Annotated in this window: 13 protein-coding genes; 10 read left to right on the top strand and 3 right to left on the bottom strand. The window is 46.8% G+C overall.

Annotation, left to right across the window (positions count from 1 at the left end):
• Positions 1–9: 9 nt before the first annotated feature.
• Together ACFQ88_RS19215 and ACFQ88_RS19220 are read left to right on the top strand one after the other, a co-directional pair.
• Positions 10–669, top strand: coding sequence for a D-sedoheptulose-7-phosphate isomerase (locus ACFQ88_RS19215; RefSeq protein WP_379455489.1), 660 nt, complete (start codon positions 10–12; stop codon positions 667–669).
• A 33-nt stretch (positions 670–702) separates the two neighbouring features.
• Positions 703–1,692 carry an aldose epimerase family protein gene (locus ACFQ88_RS19220; RefSeq protein ID WP_379455491.1) on the top strand — a complete coding sequence of 330 codons (990 nt, stop codon included), beginning with the start codon at positions 703–705 and terminating at the stop codon, positions 1,690–1,692.
• 435 nt (positions 1,693–2,127) lie between these two features.
• On the opposite strand, the gene ACFQ88_RS19225 is transcribed toward ACFQ88_RS19220, so the two are convergent.
• Positions 2,128–2,946, bottom strand: coding sequence for an arylamine N-acetyltransferase family protein (locus ACFQ88_RS19225; protein WP_379455493.1), 819 nt, complete (start codon positions 2,944–2,946; stop codon positions 2,128–2,130).
• A gap of 153 nt (positions 2,947–3,099) precedes the next feature.
• Between ACFQ88_RS19225 and ACFQ88_RS19230 the strand changes: the two genes are divergently transcribed.
• Positions 3,100–3,720 carry a GDSL-type esterase/lipase family protein gene (locus tag ACFQ88_RS19230; protein ID WP_379455495.1) on the top strand — a complete coding sequence of 207 codons (621 nt, stop codon included), beginning with the start codon at positions 3,100–3,102 and terminating at the stop codon, positions 3,718–3,720.
• Here ACFQ88_RS19230 and ACFQ88_RS19235 read toward each other — a convergent pair.
• Positions 3,699–4,202, bottom strand: a complete 504-nt coding sequence (locus tag ACFQ88_RS19235; RefSeq protein ID WP_379455497.1) for a hypothetical protein — start codon at positions 4,200–4,202, stop codon at positions 3,699–3,701. The two genes, ACFQ88_RS19230 and ACFQ88_RS19235, sit on opposite strands and share 22 nt — an antisense overlap.
• A 627-nt stretch (positions 4,203–4,829) precedes the next feature.
• Between ACFQ88_RS19235 and ACFQ88_RS19240 the strand changes: the two genes are divergently transcribed.
• Together ACFQ88_RS19240 and ACFQ88_RS19245 are read left to right on the top strand one after the other, a co-directional pair.
• Positions 4,830–5,066: a hypothetical protein gene (locus tag ACFQ88_RS19240; RefSeq protein ID WP_379455499.1), complete on the top strand. Its 237-nt coding sequence runs from the start codon at positions 4,830–4,832 to the stop codon at positions 5,064–5,066.
• Positions 5,067–5,971: 905 nt separating this feature from the next.
• Positions 5,972–13,825, top strand: coding sequence for an S-layer homology domain-containing protein (locus ACFQ88_RS19245; RefSeq protein ID WP_379455501.1), 7,854 nt, complete (start codon positions 5,972–5,974; stop codon positions 13,823–13,825).
• Positions 13,826–13,880: 55 nt separating this feature from the next.
• On the opposite strand, the gene ACFQ88_RS19250 is transcribed toward ACFQ88_RS19245, so the two are convergent.
• Positions 13,881–14,534 (bottom strand): pyridoxine/pyridoxamine 5'-phosphate oxidase, encoded by a 654-nt coding sequence (locus tag ACFQ88_RS19250; protein WP_379455503.1) that lies wholly within the window; start codon positions 14,532–14,534, stop codon positions 13,881–13,883.
• A 251-nt stretch (positions 14,535–14,785) separates the two neighbouring features.
• Here ACFQ88_RS19250 and ACFQ88_RS19255 point away from each other — a divergent pair, with 251 nt between their 5' ends.
• The 5 genes from ACFQ88_RS19255 to ACFQ88_RS19275 all read left to right on the top strand — a co-directional run bounded on the left by ACFQ88_RS19255 (position 14,786) and on the right by ACFQ88_RS19275 (position 23,737).
• Positions 14,786–17,170, top strand: a complete 2,385-nt coding sequence (locus ACFQ88_RS19255) for a polyprenyl synthetase family protein (protein ID WP_379455506.1) — start codon at positions 14,786–14,788, stop codon at positions 17,168–17,170.
• Between the two features lie 426 nt (positions 17,171–17,596).
• Positions 17,597–18,394, top strand: a complete 798-nt coding sequence (locus tag ACFQ88_RS19260) for a DeoR/GlpR family DNA-binding transcription regulator (protein ID WP_379455508.1) — start codon at positions 17,597–17,599, stop codon at positions 18,392–18,394.
• A gap of 467 nt (positions 18,395–18,861) precedes the next feature.
• Positions 18,862–21,954, top strand: coding sequence for a LamG-like jellyroll fold domain-containing protein (locus ACFQ88_RS19265; protein ID WP_379455510.1), 3,093 nt, complete (start codon positions 18,862–18,864; stop codon positions 21,952–21,954).
• Between the two features lie 273 nt (positions 21,955–22,227).
• Positions 22,228–22,797 (top strand): DinB family protein, encoded by a 570-nt coding sequence (locus tag ACFQ88_RS19270; RefSeq protein ID WP_379455512.1) that lies wholly within the window; start codon positions 22,228–22,230, stop codon positions 22,795–22,797.
• 118 nt (positions 22,798–22,915) lie between these two features.
• On the top strand, positions 22,916–23,737 hold the full coding sequence (locus ACFQ88_RS19275) for an SDR family oxidoreductase (RefSeq protein ID WP_379455514.1): 822 nt from the start codon (positions 22,916–22,918) through the stop codon (positions 23,735–23,737).
• Positions 23,738–23,794: the final 57 nt, after the last annotated feature.

Genomic DNA, 23,794 nt, shown 5'->3' on the forward strand with positions numbered 1-23,794 from the left:
ATCACCCGCATGAGCATGTACAACCCGGAAGCGACCCGTACCGTGCTGCACCAGCTTATTGTCAAGTACCCGGATGTTGCAGGCTGCCGGCAGCAGATCGAAAAAGCGGTCGAATTGATAGCTGACAGCTTTCGGCAGGGAGGCAAGCTGCTTGTATGCGGCAATGGAGGGAGCGCCTCGGACAGCGAGCATATAGTTGGGGAATTGATGAAGGGTTTTATGTCCAAAAGACCTCTATCCGGAGAGCAGCGGGAGGGCTTCCTTACCGCTTTTCCCGCAGAGGGGAGTTACTTGGCCGACCATTTGCAGGGGGCTTTACCGGCTATCTCGCTAGTCAGTCAATCGGCATTTCTCTCCGCCTATGCCAATGATGTAGCGCCGGATATGGCTTTTGCCCAGCAAGTCTATGGTTATGCTAAACCAGGGGATGTGCTTCTCGGTATAAGCACATCCGGCCACTCCGCCAACGTCCTGCGGGCTGTTCAAGTTGCCCGTGCTCTAGGTGTCAGCACGATCGGCTTGACGGGCCAGACCGGCGGCAAGCTTGCGGAACTGAGCGATGTCACCATCTGCGTGCCGTATCAATCAACCCCGGACATTCAGGAGAGGCATCTTCCCATATATCATGCCATTTGTATTGCATTGGAAGAACAATTTTTCGGAGTATAACTTGAGTGTGAGAGTGAGGGGGGAGAGCCTGCAATGAGACACTTGTACCGCCCGCTGCGTAATTCGGGCTGCCGGATTATAGACGACGTGGATTTTAAAGATTGCCGTTCGCTGCTGCTTGAGAATGAGAAGCTGCTCATTCATTTGCTGCTGGACAAAGGAGGCGAGCCGATCCGCTGGCTTCATAAACCATCGGATACCGACTTCATCTGGCTTTCACAAAAAGGCTTTTTTCCTAATCATCCTTTATATACGGACTATGAAATGAGTTATCTGGGAGGCTGGCAGGAGATGTTTCCGGAAGTCAGCTACAACTCTTCCTACCGCGGTGCCACAGTATTTCGTGGTGAATCGGCTATGACGCCATGGGACTATGACATAGTGAAGGATGAACCGGAGGAAATTCAGGTGCTGCTTACGAACCGGATCCGCTCGCTTCCATTTCTGACTTCCAAACGAATAACCCTAACTTCCGGAAGCGAAACCGTTCGAATCGAGGAGACCATAACCAATTTATCACCATCTGTGACGCTGGAAGCCAATTGGGGGCATCATCTGGCATACGGGGCGCCTTTTCTTGATAGAGAATGCTTCATCAGCCTCGACCCGGGTACCCTAATCTGTAATCCGAAAAGCGGGGAGACCTGGAGCTGGCCTCTGATGGAGCAAAACGGCGATATCGTCGATTTGTCACGCCTGCCTGCTCCCGGTACGGAACGTGAGCTATTATATTTGTTAACGCAAGACAACAAATATCGAATAACGAACCCAAGTCGTTCCGTCGCATTGGAGGTTCGATGGGATGGTACCGTTTGGCCCTACCTATGGTATTGGCAAAATTTCATGGCGGACACGGAAGCACCCTTCTTTGGATGCGACTACAATATCGGGCTGGAGATGTTCAACGTGCCGCCGAAGCTTACCTTGGATGAAGCCGTACAGCGGGGGCTTGCTCTAGCTGTGCCGCCGCTCGGAAGCGTATCCTCTTGGTTAGAGTTTACAGTATGCACGCATGATAGTTGAATAATTGAGTAGACTTATAAACCGCCTTGTGCGGTTTTTTCGTTTTCAAGGTCTCTTTCAATAGCTTGGGTCCGCGCCAGATGCACTATGCAATAGTAATATGTTCTTCGATCCAAGTAATTTGCGACCCAACCCAATCTTTCAAAGGTGTTTATCCTTTTCCGGAGAATTATTGTGTAGTGTTGGTAACAGCCACAGAAAAGGTATAAGGAGGATGAAGAGGTTGGAAGCGAAATTCGACAAGATAAAAGAACTGTCCGGGATAAGTCTATATCACATGAGTGAAGAAAATCGTGAGGTGATAACAGAACAAATAACAAATGATATTCTCAAGGTCCTTTAAGGGGATGGACATTAAGAATAGATTACTGCAAGCAGCTATCGAATTAATAGAATAAAGATAACCCCACCGGGTGGTGGGGCTCAAATGGCTTATTAGAAAGGTTTCGTAGCATCAAATTTGATCGAAGCAGGTAAATTGCTGAGACTTATACCAAAATAGGTTTTTAACGCATGGATAAACTCATCCTCTGTTTGCGGTATGTACGTGGAGACACCTTCGGCAGTGAAAGTGCGAAACTCAATTCCCTTTAGCGTATGACGGCCATCCTCGGTTCGAATAGCTGCTATAGCAGATTCTTTGAATGGAGAATGGGGGGCAGATTCACACCAATACGAGGCTGCGTAATAATCAATTAAAAGCTGCGGTTCTTCAGTGAACGAATAGATCAGACGCCACGAATCATCCTTCTGCTCGTTTAGCATCCATCCATAGTTTTCATCGCGCTTAAGCTGGTAAGCCTCATCGTTTTGCTGCTGTGCGACCTGTTCTATCACTTGAATTGGCCTGAGCGGAACTACTCCACCAACCCCGACATCGCATAAGAAGCGTTTCCCGGAAATATCCACAAGTAAGACGTGGTGTCTACGTTTGGGGGGAAGTACCGTTTCATCCCGCCAAAATCGGGCAAATAGATCCGTTACTTTAAAGCCAAGCTGCCGCAGCAGCCATCCAAACAGTGCATTGAGTTCGAAACAATACCCACCGCGGCGGTTAATGACAATTTTATTATACAAATCCGTTATTTCTAATGATAAAGGCACACCGCACCATATATCCAAGTTCTCATAAGGAACCGACTTTATATGCTGCTCTTGTAATCTAGCAAGTGTTTCTGGGCTTAAGTCTATCGTTCCTGTGTAGTTAATTCGGTTGAGATAAGCCATTACGTTTGAAGAAATCGCTTCACCCATAGCTCATTGCTCCTTTACTGGTTACTTTAAGCTATATTCCCTTTATTACCAAACATATAATATTATACTAACAGGAATCGGCAGGATATGCATGCACTTCCTTGTCTAATCTGCTTTCTATTTAGATATTCATAATGTAGGGAGGAAGCCAATATGAGAAGTATTTTTATCGTCGGTGATAGTATTTCGATCCAATATGGACCCTATTTAAAAAAGATGGTCGAAAGCAAGCTTCATTATGACCGCAAGCGGGGAGAGGAGCAGGCATTGGCCGATTTGGATCAACCTGTAGGAGCTAACGGCGGGGATAGCAGGATGGTTCTGGAATATTTGAATACGGAACGAAGTAAGGGAATGACCTACGATCTGCTTCTGATCAATTGCGGATTGCACGATATGAAGACGGATCCCGTAACGGGGGAGAAGCAAGTACCGTTAAGCGAATACCGGGATAATCTTGAAAAGATCGTCGCTACAGTCCGGGATATCGCCCGATCGTTCCTCTGGATCCGGACGACGGATGCTGTGGAAGCCATACATAACAGCAGGAGTACGTCGTTTCACCGTTTTCACCGGGATGTACTAGCGTACAACTCTGCTGCAGATGAAGTCATGACCAGTCACGGAATTCCTATTTTGGATTTGTACACGTTCACACGTTCCTTCGGAGAAAGCGGATATTGTGATCATGTTCATTTTACGGAGGAGGTTCGACGGTTGCAGGCGGCTTATATTGCAGGATACATGGAAAGCTATTTGCAAAGCTTACGTTGAAACCCGTTCATTTTAGCAAGGAAAAGAAGATACAAGCTGCTCATTAGGAGATAGATCGGAAACGAATAAAATATCGTGTAGCCATTCTTGTAATGGAAAACACCCGCTTGTACGGCAACCCACTCCACAACCACGGACAAAAGGCTCCAACCAAACACAAACAGGGGATCAATGGGTGGTTTTACTTTCAAGGTATCATGAAGGTAGGCAAATAAATAGGTAAATGGCCCGTACATGACATAGGTCAAAAAGTCCATGAATTCATAGCTAGAGTTATCATTCACATCATAGAAATCCACTGGATTTACACTTAGCGTATGGTCCAGGCACAATCCGGTAAACACCCCGTATAGGGTGTATACAGTGGACCAGTTTAATGGAAATCGTTTGGGCAGCGCTACAAGAAGCGTTAACCCGATAAGTAACAACCCGATCACGAACCATTCATTTGTGTTCCATTTATTGTCGTAATATATGATCATTCCCTTACCCCTCCTCCTTTAGATAACGAAAGGCGAAAGCTTTCTCGAACAGCCAGGCAGCACACATGAAAAATAGGAAAATAACCATGCTAAACAAAGGATTCCATCGAATAAAAGTAAGATCTCCAATAAATCTAAACAAAAAATGGACGGAGCATAAGGCTGCGAAGGTTAAGATTGCGGCTCCCCACCGCATGACCGCCAATTTAACTGTAAAAAAAATGTTCGTAAACACAAGCAGCAAGACCGGATAGATGATATATCTTCCGATTTCTCGGCAGAAATAAAAATCAAGCCTGTTACTGTTAACCAAAAGTTGTAAATTCATAGTGAGAGTGGTGAAAGTGGACGTCATCAAGATGGCGCAGCAGAAGTATACACACAAGTTTTCCGTTAGTGGCAATTTCTTAGGAAGGATGGCGAATACCGATATGACTATCCAAGCGATCAGACTATAAACAAATACTGACATTATATCCCTCGTCTTTTATCATGGTCGGGTCTAGTGTGATACAAATTTATGGAAAATATGTATTGAGCCGTGTCCATTGCCTTCCGATAGGGGGCTTTTTGCCGTTTTGCTCTACAGCGGATGACCACTAAATTTAATAAAAAAAATAAGCGCCTTTGCTTGCAAAGAACGATTGGCGCCTGGTCGTCGGCAAAGCGTTCATGGTCGTATCGGAGGAAATCAAGCAATTGGCGAATCAGAGCCGCCGCGCGATCGAGAACGTGTCTCAAATGACGGAGTCCGTCCAAGAGGAGATCGATGCCGCGGTGCAAACGGCGGCTGACGTGTACCCGCTGTTTCAGATGCAATTCGAATCGGTGAAGGAATCAAGCCGCATCTTCGGGACGGTCTAAAGTCATATGGAGCGGTTCGCCGAACGTCTCGAGTCAGTCACCGATTCGATCGGGAAGCTGGACCAGTCACAGTCGCAGCTTTCAGAAACAGTAAGCCTCGTCAGCACGGTATCGGAAGAAACTTTTGCCGCGTCAATGGAGGTTTCCTCCACTGTTATCGGACAACTGGAAGTGAGCGACAGGCTGGTGCTTCTCTCTGGCTAGCTGAAGGAAGTGTCTAAGCAATTGGAGGAGTCCTTGTCCCCGCTTTACGACCTGACTTGTCTGAGACGGCAGAAGCTTTGTTCCTACCGGACTGAAGTAAACCTTAATTCCTATGAGGCGGAATGTGCGAGAAGCGGGGTAATGTTACCCTTTCTAGAGTCCTGCCTGCATAGGGCTTTCATCCACAGATAAATGAAAGCGCTACAAAAGTGCCTTCAATATTCCATATACAAATGGGATTTATCCATATCTTCTTTAGAAACTGTAATAGTAGAATAAAAAAGATGGAGCAAGATCATTTTGTTATTCAGGGGGGGTTGAGGATATGAGATAGAATGGAAGACAAGACCGCAATGATGCTAGAGCCCGACCCTGTCACTTTTTTTGGGCTTGAAGCAGACAGGGAGATTAGTAGAGTTAACCCGCTGGCGGTATCGCCACGAATACTTCATTTGCTTTTACCAGGCATCCAGGTGTAACTCGGATTGATAGGTTTGTTCTCCGCTTAAACTATGTGCTGTACATGCACTAGACCTCTCGAATTGCTGCTATCTTGAAGTCTCTGTAAAGAAATGACAATCTCGACTCTTATTCTCCTTTCCCTTAACTGCCGTATCCGATCGTGAATCCTTACTATGGATTTGTATTTTTTACGGGGTTCATTCAATCTTTTTACAGACTTATAAAGGAGGCTTTTAAAGATGCTTAGGCAGCACGCTCTGAATCGTGTATTAACCTTAATACTGATATTTGCCCTAGTATTCTCTCTATTCAACGTATCTTTTATCTCACCATCGAAGGTGCATGCTGCGGATGATGTCTTAGGCCTGTTGGATGTAAAAGTGAACAAGCCTGTGAATGCTGCCGTCAATCTGAGCGATGGAACCATCGATATCTCATTGCCATATGGTTCCTTATACCAAATGCTGAATGTTACAACGAATCCTGATGCAACTGCAGCGCTTTACACAAGTGATCGTACAACATCTATTACGTTCGCAACCAGCGGAACTAACATAGGTGATGCCAAGCTGGATAAGTTTTCAGCAAGTGGACCAACGACTTATTATTTGGTGGTTACCGATAAAAATAACAGCAGCAACAGCAAAGAATACACCATTAAGGTCTCGGTAGCCGGCAGCATTCCAGACATCGCAGGCCCAATGGGACCCAACGACAAGTATTTGCCACTCAATATTCAAGGAGGGGAAGCTTCTTGGGATGTGTTAGGTGCTTCTAAGATCGGAAATGGCAGCACTACTGGCTCAATCGAAGGTCCTGGCGCCGCTTCTTCTTATAGTGGTAAGAATTGGCAGGATTCCTTCTATGATCGTACGGGTGATTATCCTGCTGCTTCCTCTGTCCCGGACTCTTGGCTGGGTGACAACATGTATTTGCAGACGATTGACAAAGATAATGTGAATGCGCTTACGAAATATGGGATTGAAAATATTCCGGGAACCGAGAAGCTGAACTCCGATATTTTACGGTTTCACGAGTTTTTACCTTTTGTTACTCCAGATGGGAAGAGCCGGGATGACGGAGACCGCGGGGCAGTGGACAGTGACCGTCAGAGACTCGAGATCAAAAGCAACACGGCAGCCTCCAATATCGATGCCAATAGTGTAGGCGGAGACATAATGACCCACCATTGGAGACTTATGCTTCCATCGGAAACCTTAAAGTTCCAGAACGATGTGACCAATTATAAAGCGGGAGATTTTATTATTCCGCGCAGGTTTTGGCACATCTTTCAATTGAAAGCGATTAACGGAGACGAAGCCGGACAGCCGATAACAACCCTTACGCTTGTTTCTAGCGGAGGTAAAGGACAGCTGGAATTCAGAAATAATCCGGACGGCACGCAAGCTGACAGAATTAAGCCATTGTTCACGATCCCCTTCGAGAAGGTTGCCGACCGCTGGCTTGATTTTGAAGTAACTATTTTATCGGCAGATAAAGGCTACGTGTACGGCAAGCTTGTTGATCTGGAATCCAATGAGGTGCTGTTTGCAGGCGGCATGACAGCAGAAACTTTGCGGCGCCCGGAAGAGAGGAATCCGGATACCGGCAGAGTGGAAAGAGGCGATCAGCCTATGGTGGCTGGTCAGCAGAACCGTTCCAAGTGGGGACTGTACCGCGGAATGTACAATGGAACTGGAGATACGGCTTACGCAGATGAATTCCAATCTGCAACCATGTATCTTGCAGACGTGCATTTGGTAAAGAGAGACAACAGCAGTTACGTGTTCCCTGATGGCTGGGATCCCAAGACTCAAGCCAAAGATATTGTAGCGTGGGCAAGACCGGCGGCCATCACCACCACGAACGGAACAGCATTTCCTAACCTGGGACTTCCTTCGCAGCTCGACGTTACTTTGAGCACAGGAAAGATTGAGAAGGTAGACGTAACGTGGAAATCCGATGGCTATGACCCTAACGGTACGGGGACAAGTAAGATTTATGGTACTTTTAACGGTACAGGCATTACGAATTCCAAGAACATTCAGCCGTTTATTGAAGTGAATCTTACGAACGGCTATAAAAACTGGGCGCAAGGTGCAGACATCAAGGTTGTCGCTCAAAGCGGCGGCAGCAAAGGCAACTTTATTAACGATAATACTACCGAGCCATGGCAGGCTCATAGCTCGCTGGGATCTACCGTTGCAGATTTGTTCCAATACTGGGCAGCCATAGATCTGAAGCAGAAAGTTGACGTTGACAAAATTCAAATTGAATGGGGCAGCAACAGCAACTTATTGAAAAATTATCAAGTGTACTATACCAATGATGCTAACGCATATGGAGAGCTCAAGGAAGGCACTTCCCTCTCTGCATCTTCCGGTGCGACGAAAAAACCGCTAGAAACGGAACATGGAGCTTCTTGGTCTCCAGTCCCTGGTGTTGGGCAAACGGATAAGCCTTCTCCGAACAGTAACGGAAAGATTGACAAGACGTTGGATGTACCGGTTGCAGCTCGATATTTACTGCTTGTATCCGACGTTGAATTAAAAGCAGGTGCCGGCGGTATAAAAAGCAATAAGTTCAGAGCTTTCGGCGAACCATCCGTAGAAACGCCTTCTGTTACGTTAACTCTTAACAAGAGCAGCTTAAGCCTTGAACCGGGCAATACGGAGACGCTTCAAGCTGTCATATCGCCTGCGGATACGCCGAACCAGACGATAACATGGACTTCTAACAAATCAGATGTGGCTACGGTTGATTCGAACGGTCTGGTTACCGCTGTCGGTACAGGTACAGCCGTGATAACAGCAAGCTTTGGAGACATAACCCAAACCTGCATCGTGACGGTAGCGGAGCCGGCAGCAACAAGCTCGGTCAACCTCTTGGACAATGCACGGTTTACGCCGCAAGCGGGGGTGAATCTCAAAGTAAGCTCGGAGACTCCGGATCATCCCGGTGCCGATGCTTTGAAATCGGGCGGCAGCGGCTTCTGGCGTAATTCAAGCTCCAACGTCTATAAGAGCGATTATTCGCCATCCTCTTTGGCTTTGACGCTTGACCTGGGTGCTCCCAAAACGGTTGATAAATTGTATCTTGAGATTCCTAACACGATTCCGAACCTCCAAAGCAATGCGACCCGATTCGAGGTGTACTACTCCAATGATCCTGCATCTTGGGCGAGTGCGCCGACGGCTTCGGATACTGCGAACAATTACGATTGGAAGGCCAATGGCTGGACTCTTGCCGGCGGTACGGAGACGGAAGGCTTGTGGTCTTATGTAACGTATAACGGACAGCGCTGGGGCTATGATACGAAGACGTTCCTCTATCCGTTTACAGCCCGGTACGTTATGGTGAATACGATCTTGGCCGGCTCCCGCAGCAAGACTACGGATTCCGATTCCATGATGGGGCTTTCCGCCTTGGCTATTTACGGCAAAGACGCTGTTGCTAATGTAACGTCTCTAGTGCCCGAGAAGGGGACCTACAGTACATGGGATCAGACTGCGCCAGTCTCTACAACAATAAATTTTGCAAATGGACAGACGCTGGATAGTATCACCAAGGGCGGTGCTGCGCTCGTTAAGGATACAGACTATACGCTTTCTGGGAATACAGTGACATTCACAGCTGCCTATCTTGCCAAGCTTCCTCTTGGCACCAATGAATTTAAGCTTCATTTTAACAACGGCACCCCATCCGTATTTGCGTTGGATGTAACGGCGCGCGGTTACGGTGATAATGCCAAAACAATCAAGATGAATGCGATCGAAGGCGTGTCTCCTTACAACGTATTGGGAGGCGCAATGGGAACCGACGAACCGGTAGAAGGCGTGACCAAGAGAATCAGGGACGCTTACCATGCATTCTATGGTGACCAGCCTAGAGCTACTGCGGCAGACGATCATATCAAGAGTGTGTGGGACGAAGCGCTGAAGAAAAATGTGTTCCGCATTTTTGAATACGGTCGCGGCGTAAACAACGAGTTTGCAGATAAGGTCCGTGACGGCGAGTATGCTCACAAAGGCGTATTTGATCCGAGTGTAGGCTATGTTGTTGACGGTGCAGCTATCAACGACAGACAGAGGGTTGAAATCCGTCCAAGCGAAGATTCAACTCATGATTTTACAGCTTATGAGGGTGACCTTGTTTCCTACAGCTGGCTGTGGAACATTCCGGACGGCAATCAATGGAACCAGTCGGGCTTCCGCCATATTTTCCAGCTGAAGGCCACGAATGCGCAAGCGACCAACACATTGCCGAACGGCAACTCAAGCGATGAGAACGGCGCTTATATCCTTGCAATGTCGGTAACCGGAACTAGCAGCAGAGATTTAATAGTGAATCATAACCGGTACGACGGGGATAAAAACCTGATGAGAATTCCGTTAAAAGAAATCGGCAGCCACTGGATCAAGGTGGAGCTTGACGCTCTGATTTCGGACAGCGGATGGCTTAAGATTAAGATTACAGATACGGTAACCGGCAAAGTGTATACTTTTGACAGCCCGGATGTGTACCAAGTGTTTACGAATTCAGGCGCAACCGATGGCGTGAAGGATTTGTGGAGAAGGCCTCAAAGAGGCGGCAGCTTCGAGACGGAGTATCCGGCAACGTTTGACCAGTATTTGCGTCCGAAGTGGGGGATTTACCGCAGCTCCAATGGCGGCAACAACTCTGCCTTCGACGTTCAGCTACAAGTTGCGGATATTACGATTAGCAAAGTTGCGTCAGGAATTTCTTCCGTCAACCTTGCGTTGAACAAAAAAGCTTACAATGTGGGCCCTGTAACCGGCAACCCGTTGCAGACGCAATCTGCTGCGGCTAACGAGTTCGGCAACGCCAATAAACTCACTAACGGTGTCCTGCAGGATCCGACCAAATGGAATGTGACCAATGTAACCAGCCTGGATCAAATTGGGAATTATTCATGGCTCGGTACGGATGGAGAAAGAAAAGGCAGCTTCGTTATCGATCTTGGCCAAGCCATGGATTTCAGCCAGCTCCGGTTGTTCGCCAAATCGACCCGGTTAAAAGGCGCGACGGTTTACGTATCTGATGATACCTCGAACCGCACAACTGCTGCTGAATTTGATGCCATGACCTTCAAGCAAGTAGATCGCAAGACGGCACAAGGGTACACGTTCGCTACTGGCAATAATGGCGGGACGGATACGGATGATAGCTCATATCGAATCGACCTAGGCAAGACGTATCATTCCAGATATATCAAAGTGACAGTGGAGAACGCATCCGGCGGCAATGCAGGAACGGATCTGACAGGGCCTCCGCGCTTGACACAGGTACAAGTGTTTAATGCTCCAACGCCTCCACAGCATCTTATACTGGATAATGCGGGCTCAGCCAAAGTGCTGAAGTGGGATGCGAACCCTGCAAGTGAAGGCTTTACAGTCTATGATGATACAACGATACTTGCTGACCTGCCTGCGGGCGCAACAAGCTATACTTTGTCAGATAGTATTACAGATGTGTCCAAAATCGCTGTAAGATCCAAGGGAACTGACACCTACTCCCGCAAGTTTATGATCTCGGCACCGGCTCTGCTGGTAGATCCGGAAGTCAAGCCGGATAACAAACCGAAATTGACAAGCTTGAAGGTAGATGGTAAGGATATCCCTGGGTTCTCTCCGGATGAGACGAGCTACAAATATTACCTGGATCCGTCTGCTGCAATCTTACCAACAATTACTGCGGATGCAGCTGAAGGCAATACGGTTACCATAACGTATCCGGAAAATGCTAAGACAGATCCGGTTACTATTGTAGTAGTGAGCAATAGCGATGTGAATCTTAAAACAACGTATACGGTATTTTTCGTTTCACCTTCAGGTGAGCCGGTAACCTATTCGTTTCAAGATCTATTCAATTCGGGCGCTTATAAGAATACATCGTCCGTTGCATTAAGCAGTGCCAATGGTGCAGGAACCGGGGCAGACTGGCCTTCCAGCGTTAAAGGCTATGTACAGTTAAACGGTACCACGGCAATTAACGATTACGTGGCCTTTACATTGAAGGATATCCCTGCAGGCACATACAAGGTTTTGTTTGGTTATAAAACAAACAATAACCGTGCAACACTGCAGTTGTCCGTCGACGGGGAGAACCTGGGTAATCCGGTAGACGAGTATGCGCCAACGCAAAGCTATCCGATTCAGGAGCTTGGAACGGTTACAATTAAAGCTGACGACAGCCATGAGTTCAAGTTCACGGTTACGGGTAAAAATGCGGCAAGCAGTGGTCAAACCGCTACGTTCTCCTTTATTCAGCTAGTTCCGGTTGATGCTCCGAGCTCGATCGTAAGCATCACTCCGGTCAACGTGACGACCCAAGCGGGAACAGCTCCCGTGCTTCCAACGGTAGTTACGGCGGTGTACAGCAACAACACAACCCGTCAGTTAGGTGTAGCGTGGGATAGCATCGATCCGTCGAAATATGCGACGGCAGGCAGCTTTACCGTGGAGGGTACAGTGACGAGCAGCACGTATAAAGCGTTGGCGAACGTTACTGTAACCCATGTGATATGGCCAGCTAGCTCTAGTCTTACTGTTTCCAATGTAATGCCAAGAACTGCTACTTTGAAATGGACTGCAGCGGAAGCAAGCAGAGGAATAAGCGGCTACAAGGTATACAGCGTGACAGGGGCTACCTATACGGAAATCGCTTCGCTCGGTAATGTTCAAAGCTATGATTTGACGGGCTTGACGCCATACACTAGATATACTTTTGCAATCCAGGCAGTAGATTCGGATGGAAACCGCAGTGTCTATGGTCCGACGGTTACATTTACGACGGCTATAGAAAGCTCGCGGCCACGTCCTGGCAGCGGCGGTGGCGGCGGATCATCTACAGGCACCGGCACGACTACGACTCCTACGGATTCTGGCAGCAATGCAGGTGTTATCGATCTTGCCAAAGACGCCAAAGTTACCAAAGAAACAACGGCAGACGGCAAATCCGTTACGAAAGTGTCCGTAGATGCGGATAAACTGGAAAAAGCTTTGTCCAATTCGCTTGTTACAATTGATGTAAAGAATAGCGAAGCTGCAGTGAGCGTGGAGCTGCCGGGCAATGCCATTCTGAATGCAATAGGCAAGCAAAGCAATGCGGTGATTCAAATTCAAGTCAACGGTGTGACTTACGAGCTTCCTGTGCGTCTGTTCTCCAATATTCCTAAGGATGCTACCGTCACCGTCACCATTGCTAAGGTTTCTGGTAAAACGGGAGACGAAATCAGTGCCGTGGTGAAAAGCATGAACGCAAAACAAGTGATTGCTAATCCAATCGAGTTTACAATCACCGTAAACGGGAAAGAACTATCTGATTTCGGCGGTGTTTACGTCAATCGTACCTTTAGCTTAGGAGCTGCGGCAGATCCGAATAAAGTAACGGCAGTCTGGTTCGATTCGAACAACCGTATGCATTTCGTACCTGCCGTTCTCACGACGAATAACGGTTCCTCTGACATTACGATTCGTTCGCCGCATAACAGCATCTACACCGTCCTTCAATCGGATAAATCATTTACCGATATGAAAGAGCAATGGGCCAAAGCGGATGTAGAGCTGCTGGCAAATAAACTCATTGTAAACGGCACAACTGATCAGCTGTTTGCTCCGGACGCCGACATTACACGCGCTGAATTCGCAGCCCTGCTGGTTCGCTCGCTTGGGTTGACTGAAGTCAAAACGAATGGATTCCGCGATGTACAATCGAGCGACTGGTTTGCAGCAGATGTAGGCACAGCTTACAAAGCGGGCTTGATTACAGGTTATGAAGACGGTACCTTCAGACCTAACGACAACATTACTCGCGAGCAAATGGTTACGATGCTGGTGAGAGCACTGAAAGTAGGCGGCAAAGAAGTCAAGCTGGATAGAGCCGTACTAGACTCCTTCGCAGACCGCGCAAGCATCGGCGAATGGTCGAAGGATGCGGCAGCACAAGCTCTTAGTGCCGGCTTGATTCAAGGAATGACCGACAAAGAGTTTGCGCCGCAAGACAAAGCTACTCGCGCACAAGCGGCAACTACGCTGAAGCGTATGCTCCAGTATCTGAAATTTATTAATTAAAAAATGTTGAAGAGGCTGTTCCGCGGTTTTAACCTGCGGGACAGCTTTTTTCTTTTTATGTCCACAGCAATTCCTTGTTCCATCTATTTCCATTCCGCCGATATCTTAGCCTAACATGCTTGCGATCTTTGTTACCCTGCCAAAACTCGACAACACTAGCGTCAACTCGATATAAGGTCCAGGAAGGGGACACTATATCCGGGTTGTCTCGAAGGAGATTCATTTGTTCCTTTAAAGCTTCGTCGAACCTGTATCGGTCGTCTAGAACAGCGCTCTGTTTGCCGATCAAAGCGATCGCCCGGGCTATGATGCCCCGGTTCAAAAAATCTTTGGCGCTGAGCTCTTGCCCCATAGGAACCGCTTGGCCACGAATTCTAACCTGCCTTCCGATTAATGACCAATAAAAGGTTAATGCGACCGACGGATTAGTCTCCATTTGCTTGCCCTTATTACTTTCTGAGCTCGATGCGAAATACCAGCCCTTGTCGTCGACGTCTTTCAATATAAGCACACGCGCGTCAGGAGTGCCGTCTGGATCTATTGTGGAGAGAGTCATGGAGTGGGGTTCATGCACGCCATTATCAATAGCCGTTTGAAACCATTCCAGAAAAAGCTCATGCGGATCATCTTGTGCATCGTCGATAAGAAAAGCTGGTAAAGGACCTGCAAGTGATTGGAGTGCTCTAATATTTTCGCGAATTTGCTCCATATAATCATCACCCTCCGTAATGTGATTTAGCTTCCTTCAAGTAAAGCATATACAATATCAATTCATATGAATAATATATATTTATCGCAAAATCATATATTTCGTATATGTATATAAAACATGACAAACGAATCCGGCCCAACATCAGTCTGATTCCGTAACCAGCACTACGACTTTCACGTATACCAATGTAAACATAATCCCTTTCATGGATTCTTGTTAAACAAAAATAGAAGTCGAGGGACCGTCCTATGTATGAGGAGATTACGCTTCAAGCGGATTTGTGTTATCGGCTGGCCGAGCGCAAGGCGGCTCACTATTTTGCTTCGCTTTACGAGCAGGTTAAGGAACAATCGTACGTGTCTGCTTTGACCAAAGACTTTCAATTATGGAAGCAAAGCCATATAGGCAGCCATTCTCTGCTGTCCTTTTTTACAACAACGATTCGAAAACCGGATTCCCGGGACTATCACAACTATATAAGATGGTTGAACCATACTGGCAAACTGGATCGTTTCCTAGATCGGAGCGTCTCTTATATTTACATGCGGGATCTGGGGAAGTCGCTGAATGACCCCGCAGCCCAAACCCGGATTCACCAGGTTGTCGCCGATGTCAAGAAGCACTTGATCCGATCTACGTCGGCAAAAGAGGGGACAGCTCCGGAGTTTATGAGCTTGGCCGGACTGTACCGCTGGGCACAGAAGGAAGGGATAGAAGCTGCGATCATCTGGGTAATCGACAAGCTCCGTACCGTTGCTGCACACATTCCGAAGGAAATGAACGCTGAGCACTCGGTTCGCAAGCTTATCAAAATCATTACGGGGGTTGTTCTGCACGTAATCGAAGAGATGGGCGACCATACTCCCCCTGCGGAGCGTAAACGCAGACTGGATGAAGCAATAAGGCTCGGGTATTCGTACGGCTTGACTTATCCTTTTATTGACGATCTGCTCGATTCCCCAGTTTTATCCGTTCGAGAGAAAGAACAATATGGCCGCATGATCCGGACCGCTCTTCTTACAGGAACTGTACCGGATCACGGGAAAACGACCGGACCCAACAAGGAACTGATCCGTTTTGTTCATGCCGAGCTTCGTGACGCTTACGTATATATCAAGAGGAATCAGCTTCCTGAAACGCAGCGGCTTTTTTTCGAACAATCGTATATATTTTTTCATGCCCAAGATACTGACCGCGCAAAGGTACTCGCAAATCCGAATTACACGAACGAAGAGCTGTATGTGCCGATTATCTTGAAATCCGCTTATTCCCGGCTGATTGTCCGCTCTGTCATTCATGCCCCTGCGGACGACGATATCGATCAGCGAACCTTTTATTACGGTATCTATAATCAGCTTGCCGACGATTTTGCCGATATGTTTGAAGATATGAAGAACGGGGCGGTGACACCCTATACGTATTACTTGACCTACGGCGGACAGCGTCCGGATTTGATCAACCCCTTTGAGCTGTATTGGGCGGTCATCTCGCATCTGATCCATCATGTGTATGACGACGATGCCAAAACCCGGGAAGTGATTCTCGACCGAGCCGTCAACGGTTTAAAACGATGCCGTCAGCGTGTAGGCGCGGAACAATATAACGAAATCATAGCCGCGTTCACCTCCGGGATGCCGGAATTCAATCGAATGGTCCAACAAATGGTCAAAAAAGCGGATGATGTAGATTTCTTCGACAAGCTGCTCCGTGACCGGATGGTTACAGTTTTGAAAAACGACCGTAATGAAAAGCAGCAGTTTCTGGATACGGTCAAATCGGTCCGCCAGCAAATCAACAGTATGCTGCTCATTCCGAAGCAAGACGGGAGTCCGCCGATGAAGGACGCGTTGATCGACTCCGCGAATTACAGCCTCGAGGGGGGCGGCAAGCGACTGCGGCCCATACTGGCCTGGGTTATGGGAGTCGACGAATACGGGCTGCAGCCGGCTGCAATCGCTCCTCTGTTGAGATCGCTGGAATATATGCATACAGCCTCCCTGATTTTCGACGATTTGCCGTCGCAAGACAATGCGCCCGTCCGCAGAGGGCGTCCAACGCTGCACGAGGTGCACGATAGCGCCACCGCGGAGTTAACCGGCCTGTTTCTGATCCAGAAGGCGATCGAAGAGCAGTCTTCCCTCGTTGGGTTTGATGCCGAAGTCGTGATGGCCCTGATGAAATATTCGTCGCAAAGGGCGGGGGACATGTGTGCGGGGCAGGCCATGGATTTGCAATCCAAGGGGACCGTGCTGACACTGGAGCAATTGAACAGCATTAGTTATTACAAAACCGGAATCGCCTTCGAGGCGTCGCTGGTCATGCCGGCCATTCTTGCTAAAGCCGACGCTGCGGAAATAGCCGGTTTAACGAAATTTGCCTATCATGCGGGCATTGCCTTTCAAATCAAGGATGACCTGCTCGATGCAGAAGGGGATCTGCAAGTGCTCGGTAAGCCCGCCGGCAAGGACGTTGAAAACAACACTTCGACTTTCGTGACCGTACTGGGCCGGGAGAGCGCCAAAAAAGAGATGTGGGAGCACTACTGCCTTGCGATGGAGGAGCTGAGGAAGCTGCCGCGAAGTCCTGTCTTCTTGAAGCATTTGCTGACCTACATCATTACTCGGGATAGTTAAATGATTATTTCAGGATAAGAAAATAAAAAAGTGCGATGCCATAAGGCATTGCACTTTTATTTGTATTTGTAAGTATGTTTTTGCCACGGTTTAATACAACAAGGATGTCCTCGCCAACTGGAAAATGGCTGTGTTTGTTTCCCATAGACTGTCCTCATGCCGGTTTTGTGATCAGATCGCAGTTTTTCATGCCGGGCAGATCGTTCAAATAGGCACACATTTGGAATTACTTCAGAATGTCAATGGGAAATATTATGAGTTGTGGAATGCACAGGCTCAATATTATGCGGAACAAGCTGTGCTTTAAGTACGGCTCTCTGTGACTTTATCATAAATCGATCGGATTTGAGGAACTTTTCCCGAAGCTGCGACATTTACTGGACAATGCATTTTTGATACGATACTAAAATAGTAGCAATTTATTGCATGAGTACGGGGGAGAACGATTTGCTGGCACAGGAGAGACATCGATTAATCATATTGGAACTGGAGTCCAAAGGGCAAGTTACCGTAGTGGAATTAAAGTCACTGTTGCAAGTATCGCTCGATACGGTTCGCCGGGATCTTGAACGGCTGGAGCTAGAGGGCAAGCTGCAACGCGTACATGGCGGAGCCGTTTCCAAGAGGGAGGAGCTGGCTACTAATCAAGCTTTCTTTAAGCGCAAAATAACGCAGAATGAGAGAAAACAGGAAGTGGCCATGCATGCGGTTGAACTGGTTAAGGAGTATCAAGCGGTTACTCTTAATGCCGGCACAACGAACATTGAAGTCGCCAAACGGCTCGCCGCTCGCTTCGAGAAGCTGACTGTCATTACGAATTCGCTTCGTGTCGCGGATATTTTGGCCCAAAAGAAGGGGTTTACGGTAATTGTTCCGGGAGGTTATCTGAATCATGAGGAGTTCTCTTTATACGGGAGATCGATTGAGGAAGAGATTATGAATTTCAATATCGATATTGCTTTTATCAGTATCAATGCGATTTCGCTTGAGAAGGGACTGACGGATTTTCGGCAAGGGGAAGCAGAGGTCATCAATGCGATGCTAAAAAGCGCCCGGCGAAAAATCGTTGTAGCGGATTCGAGCAAGTTCGAAACGGTATCTTACTTGAATATTTGCGGATTAGATCAGATTGATACTATTGTTACAGATTCTTATATGGACGATACCCTATTGGACATGTATAAAAAACACAATATTTCCATCATAAACGCAGGCTCTTCGTAGCTTGCGTTTTTTTGTGGATTTATCGCATATAAAACGGCATAAAAAAGCATTAAATATTAATAATACGTAAATTAATGCAATATGTATTGTTGTTTTGCATTTTTGTGCTCTATAATGGGAACTGTCAAAGCCAACATGAAATAGGGGGACTTGAGGAACTAAGAGAAGTGCATCACAGCAGTTTAATTGATGGGCTTGGACCAATGATTGGACTACATACGCTTGAAGAAAAATCAAGAATTCAAGAATGAACATGAACGCATGCCAATGCGTGCCGGTAAAGTCCGAAATCGACTATCCGCTCACGAGGTCACTTATGTAAACGCTATGCGTGAGTCAGTTAGTGGCTGGTTCATGTAGAGTGTCTGACGTTATGCAGTTTTCGGAGCTGCATTCACGCAAGATATTTGGTGACACCAATGAGCTTGAACATAAATTGAAATATGAACTTAACCTAGGAGGTATTCATGTTGCAGTTTAAACGTTTCATGAAGCTCAGTATCGCCGCAATGTTGGTTTTTTCCTTTATGTTCTCCGCAATAGGGCCCGTATCCGCTGCCGAGCGTGCAAGTCTGGAGTTCCAACCAAGCAACTATGGAATCATGGACAAGCCGGTAGAGAGCATTCCTACGACAGTGGAAGTATGGGTCAAGCTGCAGCCCAACGTCAATACGCGTCAGATTATCATCGGAAATTATAAAGACGGTAAGCAGAACAGCTGGTCGTTAGAGCTAACCGCTGACAATCGGCTTCGCTATTGGGAAGAATATTATGATGCGCACGGCGTAAGAAAAGGGATTAGCAATCTTTACGTTACGGGTGTTGATGTAACAACGAACGAGTGGATGCTGCTATCCGTTGTTCGCGATGTCGCGAATCAGAGGATCACTTTTTACAAGAATGGAGCACAAGTGTTTGAAAAGACCGGATACGCCGCCATTGCTCCGGAAAACACGGCGTCACCTTTGCCAATGTATGTAGGTACGGATTACAGAAAAAGCATGTGGTTGAACGGGAAAGTGTCCGAAATCCGTTTGTGGAACGATCTGCGTACACCAGAAGAGATCACCCAATATGTAACGACTGAATTGACTGGCAGTGAAGCTGGATTAGCTCATGCTTGGAGACTAAGCGATGCTTCTGGCGTTTCACCAACTACGGTATTCAGCGATCTAGTCAGTACGAATCCTATCAAGATAACAACGGAGGGATTTCAAACAACAACCGGTGGAAGTGGCGTTGACTATTCACACTCATTCACTGCATCTGGTGTCAAAATTGCAAACAGCGACGTACAGTATGCGCTGAAGAACAAGCTGTCCGATATCCCGAGATCCTTCGAAGCGCTGATTAAGCTTCCCAAAGATTTACAAGGTAATCGAGGCGGCATTATAGCAGGCAATTACATGGATGCAGGCTACTATGATTATGATTTGCCTTATGTCAACTTTGAAGTATCCGCAAAAGGTGAACCTAGGCTTTATTGGAAGAAGCAGGGTCAGGTTCAAGATACGGTTATTACCGGCGTGGATTTGCGTCAGGACAAATGGATCCATGTCGCCATGACGTTCGATGAGACTAAGGATGAGATTAAAAGCTACATCAACGGCAAGCTGGTAGCGACTCAAACTAATGCAGCCTTCGTACCAGACAAACCGGCGATGCCGCTTAAGATCGGCGGCGATTATCGCAACGGAAACAGCCAATATTTCAAAGGCGAAATAGCTAATCTCCGTATATGGTCAAATGTCCGCACCGAAGCAGAAATTATGTCCCATATGGAGACCGAACCTGTGAATGCAGCAGGCTTGCTGGGAAGCTGGAAGCTCGACAAGGCAGTTGACGGTGTCTACTCCGACAACTCTCTGAATCATAATGATGCTTCCGCCTTCGCAGATTGGATTGCCCCTGTACTTGCCAAAGGCGATTACAGTATGGTTGTTCTGCCGGATACGCAATTCCTTACCGAATCGTACTCAGAGAAATATTATAAGATGATGAATTGGATTAAGGATAACAAGTCCGCTTACAATATTCAGGCGGTTATGAGTATGGGAGATATCGTGAATGTACCAAGCAGCGAGACACAATGGCAGGTGGCGCAAAGAGGCTTTAACATCCTGGATGGCGTCGTTCCGTACACAACTCTGCTGGGGAATCATGATATGTCCATGTCCGTTGATCGTGCAGCCGTGAACTACAACAAGTATTTCCCTTACGCTAAGTTTTCTCAGCTGCCTTATTTCGGCGGCGCCTATAAGGAAGGTTATATGGATAATGCCTACTATTTCGTCACGGTGGGCGACAAGCAGTATATGATTTTTAGTGTCGCATTTGCACCTAACGCAAATATTTTGAAATGGGTCAACGAGCAAATCGATGCACATCCGGAGAAAAATGTTATTATTACGACGCACGCTTACATGTACTGGAACGGGGAGCAGCTCTCCAACAAGTATTCCGATTACCCCTCCAAGTATATTAGCGATGCCAAAAATGGCGACGAAGTCTGGAAGGAAGTGGCAAGCCAACATGAGAATGTCATCCTTGTAATGTCCGGGCATATCGGCTATCCAGACCTCGTGAATCGGGTAGACACGGGAATTCATGGCAACCGGGTGAATCAGATGCTGGCGGATGCGCAAGGAATGGATTCGCAAAATGGCGGATACGGCATGTTGATGCTGCTGACCTTCCATCAGGACAGCAACAAGGTGGATGTGAACTGGTTTTCCACCGACAAGAACCAATTGTTTCGTGACAGAAATCAATTCACGATGGAGATGGATTACGTGTCTCCGGCCGACACCGTCGCACCCCAAACTAAAGCCGAGATTACACCTGCTCAGCCGGACGGTTCCAATGGATGGCATGTACGCCCAGTGACAGTAACTTTGAGCACTTACGATAATTTGTCCGGCGTATCCGGTACCGAGTATAGCTATGACGGCGGCATGACTTGGTCGGCATATTCTGCGCCTCTTAAGATTAGCCAGGATGGCCAATACGGACTGACCTACCATTCGAAGGATATGGCTGGGAACGTCGAAGCGGCAAAGACCATCAGCTTTAAGCTGGACGCTGCTTCGCCAGAAGTCACCTTGACCGGAATTGCTGACGGAAGCTACAGCGATGCTGGCGTTATCACACCTGTTGTAACTGTCAAGGATAATCTGTCTGGAGTAGATATCAGCAAGACTCAAGTAACCTTGGACGGAGTTCCTTATCAATCGGGGGAGAGCATCACACTCTATACGCTGCCGCTCGGTACGCATAAGCTGGTTGTCAATGGAAGTGATCTGGCAGGGAATACAACAAGCAAGACCGTGACGTTCCAGACCTTCGCAAGTATAGAGGGACTGATGCAATTGGTGAAGCGCTTTGCAGATAACGATTGGATCGATAATAAGGGAATAGCCAATAGTCTGCAAAAGAAGCTGGAGCGTGACAGTGTGCAATCCTTCTATAATGAAGTCAGCGCGCAAAGCGGCAAGCATATTGATTCCAAGGCAGCAAGCTATTTGCTGCGCGACGCAAAAGCGTTATTGTCCAAACCGTGATGAGATAGGATAGCGCAAGCTTAATAAAAATTATAGCCTGCCGAATACATCGGCAGATTCAAGCTGTCGAGATGTTCTCGACAGCTTTTGTTATTGGCTTATCATGTGAACAAACCAGCTTGCGCACAATGGTTTTGGGAATCGGATCTGAAGCGGATGGAGCTACGACTTCACTCCCTTTTTAGTGAAGATAGTGGGAAAATAATATATTGTAATCAGAGTCTAGGTCCTGTTATAATTTCCCATAATCTATGAGTTATAGGAGGGAAGATAATGACAGTAAAGAGAACAATACAGTTCATAGATCAAGAGCTTTCCCAAATCTTGACGGATTACTATCCATGGTTTGATTCAAAACCAGAATTACTGCATTTTAAACCTGAAGTTGGTTGGAGCGTTGAACAAATAGTAGAACATGTAACATTAACTAACCATTTTTTGTTAATTTTGATTCGCAAAGGTATGAAGAAGGCCAAAGAACTTGCATTAACAAAAAATCTAGATCAAGCGATTTTCACCTATGAATACAATTTAGGGGAACTTAACCAGATTGATAAACATAAATCATTTGTCTGGATTCGACCTGAACATATGGAGCCGGTAGGTGACAAAACGATATCAGAAATCAAAAGAATAATGGAAGAGCAGATAAATGAATGCAAAGACATTCTTAGAGAAATACCAAATGGCGAAGGCATTTTATACAAAACAACCATGACTGTAAATAGCCTTGGGAAGATTGATGTGTACCAATATATTTATTTTTTATGTCAGCATGCCAAGCGTCATATTACCCAAATGGAAAGTGTAAGAGAAGAGTTTAGTAAAGTGAAAGATGAGTAGAATAACGTCATGTGCTATCTGTTCCGATTGACAAACAGAATAGCATGCAGCATAATTAGAATGAACGTTCGATCTAAAGCGGTGCGGATTGTTTAATTTATTAAATGGAGGTTATATTATGAATAAAACTGTCTTTATTACGGGAACTAGCTCTGGTTTGGGTAAATTAACAGCGATCCGGTTTGCTGAAATGGGCTGGAATGTAGCGGCTACCATGCGCAGACCTGAGGAAGAAACGGAGCTTACGGCTTATGACAATATTCAAATTTTCAAGCTTGACGTCACAAAAATAGAGCAAGTTCAAACCGCAGTCGATCAAGCCATAGCCGCATTCGGGAAAATTGACGTCGTTGTTAATAATGCCGGCATGGGTACTTACGGTCCGTTGGAATTAGCGGAAGAGGATGCGATCGATTGGCAGTTCGCCGTTAACGCTCGGGGGCCGATCAATGTCATTCGTAAATTTTTGCCCCATTTCAGAGCCAATGGCGGAGGTATGTTTATTAACATCAGCTCCTTCATGGGAGTAACAACTGCGGTGCCGCTCGGATCGCTGTACAACATGTCCAAATTCGCATTGGAAGGGCTGACGGAAGGTCTTTATTATGAACTGAAGCCATTGAATATCGAGCTTAGATTGATCGAGCAGGGCGGTTCTACAGGCAACAATTTTAAAAATAATATCACCTGGAACCGCGATGAAAATATAACAGATTATGATGATCTGATGACGAAAGTACAAAATTTAATGAACACTTCAGATACCAGCGGCCAATTGGATGATCCTCAGGTTATTGTGGATGCGATTGTCGCACAAGCTACGGGAGAGAGCGATAAATTCCGTACCGTCATCGGCGCGGCAGGCAACGAGCTAATGGCTCTTAGAAACTCCGTACCGATTGAAGAGTATTTAAAGACCATAGCTAGAAATTATATGTAACCCGAATCTAAAAATTATATCCTGTAATTTACGATGGATATCTTAGACGTTAGAGGA

Origin of the sequence: Paenibacillus sp. NPDC056579 (assembly GCF_042793215.1) — a bacterium.
In the GTDB taxonomy this organism is placed as follows: Bacteria; Bacillota; Bacilli; order Paenibacillales; family NBRC-103111; genus Paenibacillus_S.